Here is a 6,915-nt window from a genome sequence, read left to right as displayed (position 1 = left end):
ATACGCGCAGATCTTGGGAAGGACTCGGCGGAGGTCCTCTTTCATCCTTTCGATTTCCGATTCAAATTGGTCGGGCCGGGTTATAAACAGGAGAAGCGGTTTATACCGGATCCAGCCGATGCAGGCTTTCAGGAACCTCTCGTCGGCGGTCCCGCTTCCAGGCCGGACCGGCCTGAGCTGTTCCGGCAGGATTCCGCACAGCAGATGTGTGTAGGAAGAAAAGCCGTCGTGAAAGGTATAGCAGGGCACCTTGAGCACCCGGCGGTCCGACAAGCAGGTGCTTAAAAAGGTGTCCTCCCCCCGGGCTCCCGGGGGATTGTAGAAGGGAAACACTCTCTCCGGGTCTTTCAGATTGAGGCAGAGATTGGATCCGGAAATAAATTTCGCGCCGTCCACTTCCTTCACAACCCGGACAAAGTGCTTTTCCATTTTTTCTCCGGCGGCATAGCTCACCCCATTGTTTTTCATCTTTTCTCGAATGGAGTCCCAGGAGATAATATCGTTGCTGATGGCTTCGATAAACACCCGGAAGTCCTCTTCCCCGAGAGAATCGTCAAAGGCGAGGGTGGGAATGGGCGATACGTAGCCGCAGTGGTACCCATGGGTAATATCCGCGCTTTCTATGTATTTTAAATGGGTCGCCAGCACTTTCTGTCCCCTCCAGGTCAGGCCTTCCGGCTGACGGAGCACCGCCATGGGATACTCATCGTCATCCAGAAACAGCAGGTAATCCATGCCGTTTTTTATGGCAAAATATAAAATTACATTCCGTTTCTTCGCATAGCCTTCCCCGAAAAGAAGCTCCGCCTCCCGTTCTGAAATCACGCCTGCGCCGATAAGCCCCGCCGTCTCCGCGCGGATCGCCTCTTCCCCGATATAAAACGGGCTGCTTAGGGCCTCCAGAATCCGTTTATCCAGGTTTTTATAGTCGGCGGGCGTCGTATTCCTGTATTTCAAATCATAGGCGACAAAAAGACTCAGCCTTGCGCCTTCCTTTTCCAGCAACCCGGATTCATACCAGCTCTCCAGATACGTCCGGGCAAGTTTCCGAAAACCTTTCCGCCCCGTCACAAATCCAACTCCCACGTTCACCGGCCTGTTTTTCAGTTTCGCTTTCATTTCCATGCACCTTTTACACCTTTCCGCTTATTTGTCCCTATATCCCCTTCCGTTTCTGTATTTGCTGCCTTTTTATCGGGGCTTGCTAGAATATTTTTACAAACAACCTGTTATTTTAATTTAGGTTGCTTGTTATATGGTATCAAAATTTCCATACTCTGTCAAGTCTATGCACCCAAAGGAACCACAAGCCGGCAAAAAGCGCACCGCAGGATTTCAAAAAAACCTGCGGTGCGCTCTATTCAAGGTCTATTTCTTTTCAGGCGCCGCGGATAAACAAGTTAAACCGCTCGATGACGCTCTCATCGCCCACAATCAGTACCCTGTCTCCCGGCGTAAACTCGTAATACGGCCCGGGGGATATGATGATCTGATTCCCCTGGAGGATGCCAATGACGGTAGCTCCCGTATTATGCCATACCTCAAGAGCCCCGATGCTCCGCCCGATCACGTGGGAACCCTCCGGCAGCACGATTTCCACCGGCGTTATCAGATCGGAGCGCATGTATTTGTACATGTCTATGATCCGCCCGGTGGTGGAGGATATCTCCTCGTCCAGGGCTTTGCGTTTCTCAAACAGGGAGGAAAGGGCCGAGTTCATTTCCGCAATGCTCTCGCCGTTTTTAAAGCTCTTGACGAATTCCACCGCTTTTTCCCGGGACAGCACGGTAATCCCGCTTCCGATATTCACCTCGACCACTTTTTTATCGCACAGGATGGACATGGCCCTTCGGATAGTCTCCGAGGAAACGCCGTATTCGGAGGAAAGAACGGAGCGGCCTTTCAGCCTTTCCCGCTCCGGAATTTCTCCGGAAGCAATCCGGGCCGCCAAGTCCACGGCAATTTTCAAATACCGCGCGGTTGTGATTTGTCCTGTCGAGTACATCCCATCACCCGCTTCCCATTGTAGGGCAAAATGGAGGACTTTGGCAATCCTTTTTACATACTTTCTTTCACGATTTATAAAAATATCCGCCGCTGCCCGACATGCCGTCATCCAATCGGGACGGCGGAGCCCGTTTCCCAGTCGATCCGATACAGCCCGAGGTCGTCTGCGGAGGTTATGAAGTAGACGTTTCCCCGGGAATCGGAGCAGACCGCCTCGGAGTGCACATTTTCCAGGCTAAGCTCCTCCTCCAGGGTATCCAGCCGGAGGGCAAGGAGACCTTCTTTGCCCTCCCTGTCACGTACCGACACGATCAGCCTGCCGTCCAACAGCGCATAGAAATTGATCTTGGCGTCGTAATGCCACACCTCCGTCACATCGGCGCCGTCCGGGCGCATCTTCAGAATGGCCAGGCCGTTGTCGTCCGTGAGATAATAGAGCCACCCCTCATAGAGATACACCCAGACATGCCAGCGCCCCAGAAGATACTCCTGACCGCTTTTATCCAGCTTCAGCCTCACCAGATTTTCTTCATCCTCGGAGGAAAAATAGAGCCAAACTCCGTCCGTAAACAGAAGCTTCGCGTCCGTTTTGCCGAAAATCTCCCGCGCGGCTCCGTCAATGCCGATGCGGTAAATCGTGTCCCGGTCGTCCTGATTGACATAGTATATCCAGTCTCCGCAGACGACGGCGGAAGCGCAGGCGTCGTCCGTGAGCCGCGTCCTTCCGCTCCCGTCGGTGCGGATCTTATAGAGAGAGTTTTCCTCCCCCCGGTTTATGTAATAGATCCAGTCCCCCGCCACGTTGAGACTGCAGGCCGCGTCCGAAGTAATTTTTTCCAGGCTGCCCCCGTCCGTTCGGCCTTTATACAGCGCGTAATGATCCTTGGGATCGGCATAATAGATCCATTCTCCCTGGGAGGCGAAGACCCCGGAGACGGAGGAGCCGTCGGCGTTCCAAACAATCCCGTAGAGATTCTGGGCGGAGTTCCCCACAGTATTGATCTCTTCCGGGGAGGCGTAATCCGGCACAAAGGGGATAATCAGGTCCAGTCCCGCCTCTTCGTACATCCGGGCGAGCTCCTCCTTATAGGCCGCAGGGTCCGGCACACTGCCGAGATCCTCTTCCACCATGGCGTTGAGCTCTCCATAGGCGGACTGCATCTCCCGAATCCGAAGCTCCGCCTTTAAAAGATACCCGTCCTGGCTGTCCGGGTCCAGCTCCAGGAGCTTTTTAGCCGCCTGCATCGCATATTCGTATTTTCCCTCGTCGCCGTACTGCCGGGCGAGGGTCTCAAGCGCTTCGGCAGAGGCGGCGTCCGTGATGGCTTTTTCCTCCGAAGAGATTTTTGATGCCGAGGAGGAGGCGCAGGAAACAAGGCCCAGAACCAATATCAGGCTCAAAAACAGGCTGAATAGTCTTTTCATCTTCCGTTTCTCCTTTGCCGGAAAATCTCAGGCGGTGCAAACCGGGCTGCAAAAAACGCCCCACAGGCATTGTACCATGCCCGCGGGGTGTTTTCCAGATTCAACCTTTTCCTTTTACCGGTTCAGGCGGCAAGGCTTAAATAAATCTTCTCCAGATTGTCCTCCATCCGCTCCAGATAGGACTTGTCATCCTCGGCGCTCTCCATGGTGTAGATCGTCTCCACGGAGGCGCCCACCTCCCTTGCCAGGGTCTCCGAAATGTCGGGGCTTGCCATCTCCTCGGCAAATATGGTGGTAACGCCGTTTTCCCTGCAGTAGTCCACCAGTTCGGTCAGCTGTTTGGCGCTGGGCTCTCCCTCGGCAAAGACGTCCTCCACGCTGTTCTGCTCCAAACCAAAATCCCGGCAGAGATAGGCAAAGGCCGCGTGCCCGGTGACAAAACTCTTCTTCTCCGTAGAGCCGAACTTCTCGCTGTACCGGGTGTACAGAGCCTCCAGCTTCGCGATATACTCACTGCAGTTGGTCTCATAGTATTCCTTATTGTCGGGGTCGGCCCGCACCAGGGCATCCTTGATGTTTGTCACTTCCGTTTCCGCCCCCTTGAGGCTCAGCCAGACATGGGGATCATACTGCCCGTGTTCCTGAATTTCATCCTCCTCAGCGTTTGAGATGGGGGTCACGCCGTCGGAGGCTTCCACCACGATCAGGTCCTTGTTGTCCGCCGCCGCAACGGCATCCTCCGCCCAGGCTTCCATGTCAAGGCCGTTATAAACGAATACCTGCGCTGTGCTCATTCCCGCCAGATCCTGGGCCTTCGGCTCAAAATCGTGGGGTTCCGTCCCGTCGGGGATCACCGCGGTGACCTCCACCTTGTCTCCTCCCACCGTCTGGGCGAATTCCTTCAGCGCGTTAAAGGAGACATAGACCTTCAGCTTTTCGTCCTCGCTAGTTTTACCCGAAGCGCCGCAGGCTGTGAGGCTCAAAACGGCCGCCAGGCACAGCAGCAGTGCAATCCACTTCTTTTGCATTTTGCGGTTCCTCCCAAAATTTCACTTGCAAATGATTCGCATTTGCGTCTATAATAGATGGTAGCTCCACAGGAAGAATCTGTCAAGAGGAAAATGGACAAATCCCGAGGCGTGATACACGGCCGTCAAAAACCGATGTTTCCCGATGGAAGCGCAGAAAGACCGCGTCTTATCCAGGGCGCGCAAAGCATGGCAGAAGAATCAGACCGAATAAAAGGTGATGCGCAATGATACAGGCAGAAAATCTGGCTTTTTCCTATACGGGTTCCCCTCCCTTCGTGCTGGACGGCATCCGGTTTGCCGTGGAGGACGGAGATTACGTGTCGATTTTAGGTGACAACGGGTGCGGGAAGAGCACACTGGTGAAGCTTATATTACGGTTTCTACGGCCGACCCGCGGGAGCATCGAGGTCAAGACAAAGCGGATCGGCTACGTGCCCCAGCGAAGCGACGCGGCAGCTTCCGGCTTTCCCATCACGGTGCATGAAATGCTGGATTCCTACCGGAGGCTTCTTAAGCTACGGGACAAGAGCGTAATTGAGGAAAGCCTGAACCGGGTCGGGCTTTCCGGTTGTTCCGGCGCCCTCATGGGCACCCTTTCCGGCGGTCAGAGCCAGAAAGCGCTCATCGCCCGGGCCCTCATGGGAGACCCCGAGCTTCTCATCCTGGACGAGCCTTCCGCCGGCGTGGACCAGGACAGTCAGCGGGAAATCTACGGACTTATCAAGGCGCTCAACGCGGTGAGGGGCATCACCGTGGTGTCCGTGGAGCACAATCTGGAGGCGGCGGTGGCCAACTCCACTCTCATCTACCACCTTTCCGGAGGAAGCGGACATATGTGCACCCCCCGGCAGTACGTGTCGGAATACCTCAAGCCGAAGGGGGACGAGGATCATGCTTAGCTATTCCTTCATGCAGAACGCCCTCTTCGTCTCCGTTCTCATATCCATTCTCTGTCCCTGCATCGGAATTTTCCTGGTTCTCCGGCGGTATTCCATGATCGGGGACACCCTGTCCCACGCCTCCCTGGCGGGGATCACCATCGGCCTTTTATACAACCAGAGCCCCGTCCTGGGGGCCTTTCTCTTCACGTCTTTGTGCGGCGGGCTCATCGAGTTTCTCCGGGGTTACTTCCGAAAAAACGCCGATCTGATCCTCTCCATCGTCCTGGCTCTGAGCGTGGGCACCGCCATCACGGTTATCAGCTCGGGGAAGCTCCGGGCCAACGCGGACTCCTTTCTTTTCGGCAGCATCCTTACAGTGACGCGCTCCGACATGATTTTGATTTCGATCCTCAGCGCCGTTTCCGTCCTGACGCTGATCCTTCTCTACCACCAGCTGGTCTATATCGCCTACGACGAGGAGGCGGCCAGGATCGCGGGGGTAAAGGTGCGGATCATCAATTATATTTTTTCCGTCCTGGTGGCCTCGGCCATCGCCGCTTCCATCCGGATCACGGGGGTTCTGGTCCTCAGCTCCATGATCGCTCTCCCGGTGGCGACGGCCCTGCAGCTGGAGCGCGGCTTCCGGCCGACCCTGATTTTTTCCGTCGTCTTCAGCTTCATCGACATCCTGACGGGGCTTTTCGTCTCCTATTATTTAAACGTCGCTCCCGGCGGATTCACGGCGCTGGTCTCCGTGGCCGTCCTTGCCGCCGTCATGATCGGAAAAAAGGTATATTCCGGCTTCCGGGCAGCCATGGTATAGGCTGTTACCGTTTCGGGTTATAAACGGCATATCTCAGCACTTAAAGTATAAAGGAGGGAGCGGCATGAAGAGTTTTACTCCTCTCAGAACGGAGCGGCTCGTTCTGCGCAGACTTTCTGCCCCGGACGCGGGGGACTTCTTCCGGTACCGCTCGCTTCCGGAGGTTTGCGCCTTTCAGCCCTTCCGGCCCAAAAGCGTCCGGGAGGCGGCCGGGTTCATCGCCGGGATCGCCCAGGAACCGGACATTCCCGGCACCTGGTTCCAGCTTGCCCTCTGCCTAAAAGAGGGCGGGGGGCTTATCGGCGACGCCGGCATCCATTTCATCGACGCCGACCAGGCCGAGATCGGCTATACCCTGGCTCCCGCCTTTCAGGGCAGGGGGTATGCCACGGAGGGAGCCGCCGCGATGTTCGCCTGGCTCTTCCGGGATCTCAAAAAGCATCGGATCACGGCGTCGGTGGACCCCGAAAACACCCGGTCCGTCCGGCTTCTCCAAAGGCTGGGCATGCGCCGGGAGGCCCATTTCGTGCAGAGCATCCGCCTGAATGACCGCTGGACCGACGATCTGGTCTTTGCCATCCTCCGGGAGGAATGGGAACAGACGATATCGGAAAATGATATACTTAACTGATTAAAAAAGTTAAGCGTGATTTGAAATAGCCGCCTCATAAGTACTTCTTTCCGCAGTACTTATGAGGCATTTTCATTTAAAAATGAGCCTCCCGCCTTGCCTCCCCCGGCGAGAGAT

The 6,915-nt window shown here is 55.6% G+C and carries 7 protein-coding genes; 3 read left to right on the top strand and 4 right to left on the bottom strand.

Going from position 1 to position 6,915, the window contains the following annotated elements; all coding sequences use genetic code 11:
• From B9A13_RS08495 to B9A13_RS08480, 4 genes are all read right to left on the bottom strand, one after another.
• A partial coding sequence (locus B9A13_RS08495; protein ID WP_143806920.1) for a hypothetical protein occupies positions 1-1,119 on the bottom strand: 1,119 nt, incomplete at its 3' end.
• A 259-nt stretch (positions 1,120-1,378) separates the two neighbouring features.
• The gene (locus B9A13_RS08490) at positions 1,379-2,005 is read right to left on the bottom strand and encodes a GntR family transcriptional regulator (protein WP_084234707.1); all 627 of its coding nucleotides are present in this window, start codon (positions 2,003-2,005) and stop codon (positions 1,379-1,381) included.
• 107 nt (positions 2,006-2,112) lie between these two features.
• Positions 2,113-3,432 carry a DUF5050 domain-containing protein gene (locus B9A13_RS08485; RefSeq protein WP_084234706.1) on the bottom strand — a complete coding sequence of 440 codons (1,320 nt, stop codon included), beginning with the start codon at positions 3,430-3,432 and terminating at the stop codon, positions 2,113-2,115.
• Between the two features lie 122 nt (positions 3,433-3,554).
• Positions 3,555-4,460 carry a metal ABC transporter substrate-binding protein gene (locus B9A13_RS08480; RefSeq protein ID WP_084234705.1) on the bottom strand — a complete coding sequence of 302 codons (906 nt, stop codon included), beginning with the start codon at positions 4,458-4,460 and terminating at the stop codon, positions 3,555-3,557.
• Between the two features lie 227 nt (positions 4,461-4,687).
• Here B9A13_RS08480 and B9A13_RS08475 point away from each other — a divergent pair, with 227 nt between their 5' ends.
• The 3 genes from B9A13_RS08475 (at position 4,688) to B9A13_RS08465 (ending at position 6,798) form a co-directional block, all read left to right on the top strand.
• Complete coding sequence (locus B9A13_RS08475) at positions 4,688-5,362, top strand: metal ABC transporter ATP-binding protein (protein ID WP_084234704.1); 675 nt, start codon at positions 4,688-4,690, stop codon at positions 5,360-5,362.
• A complete protein-coding gene (locus tag B9A13_RS08470; RefSeq protein WP_084234703.1) occupies positions 5,355-6,167 on the top strand; it encodes a metal ABC transporter permease in 813 nt (270 codons plus the stop codon). Before B9A13_RS08475 ends, B9A13_RS08470 begins: the two co-directional genes overlap by 8 nt.
• A gap of 64 nt (positions 6,168-6,231) precedes the next feature.
• Positions 6,232-6,798, top strand: a complete 567-nt coding sequence (locus B9A13_RS08465) for a GNAT family N-acetyltransferase (RefSeq protein WP_084234702.1) — start codon at positions 6,232-6,234, stop codon at positions 6,796-6,798.
• Positions 6,799-6,915: the final 117 nt, after the last annotated feature.

The sequence above is a fragment of the Papillibacter cinnamivorans DSM 12816 genome (assembly GCF_900176335.1).
Lineage (GTDB): Bacteria > Bacillota > Clostridia > Oscillospirales > Oscillospiraceae > Papillibacter > Papillibacter cinnamivorans.
Note: the sequence above shows the minus strand (reverse complement) of the source record. Positions and strands in the feature narration are given on the sequence as shown.

Bases quoted from the DNA above. Each gene is read 5' to 3' on its own strand.
- B9A13_RS08480 (WP_084234705.1), bottom strand. From the start codon at position 4,460: ATGCAAAAGAAGTGGATTGCACTGCTGCTGTGCCTGGCGGCCGTTTTG.
- B9A13_RS08475 (WP_084234704.1), top strand. From the start codon at position 4,688: ATGATACAGGCAGAAAATCTGGCTTTTTCCTATACGGGTTCCCCTCCC.
- B9A13_RS08465 (WP_084234702.1), top strand. From the start codon at position 6,232: ATGAAGAGTTTTACTCCTCTCAGAACGGAGCGGCTCGTTCTGCGCAGA.
- B9A13_RS08470 (WP_084234703.1), top strand. From the start codon at position 5,355: ATGCTTAGCTATTCCTTCATGCAGAACGCCCTCTTCGTCTCCGTTCTC.
- B9A13_RS08485 (WP_084234706.1), bottom strand. From the start codon at position 3,432: ATGAAAAGACTATTCAGCCTGTTTTTGAGCCTGATATTGGTTCTGGGC.
- B9A13_RS08490 (WP_084234707.1), bottom strand. From the start codon at position 2,005: ATGTACTCGACAGGACAAATCACAACCGCGCGGTATTTGAAAATTGCC.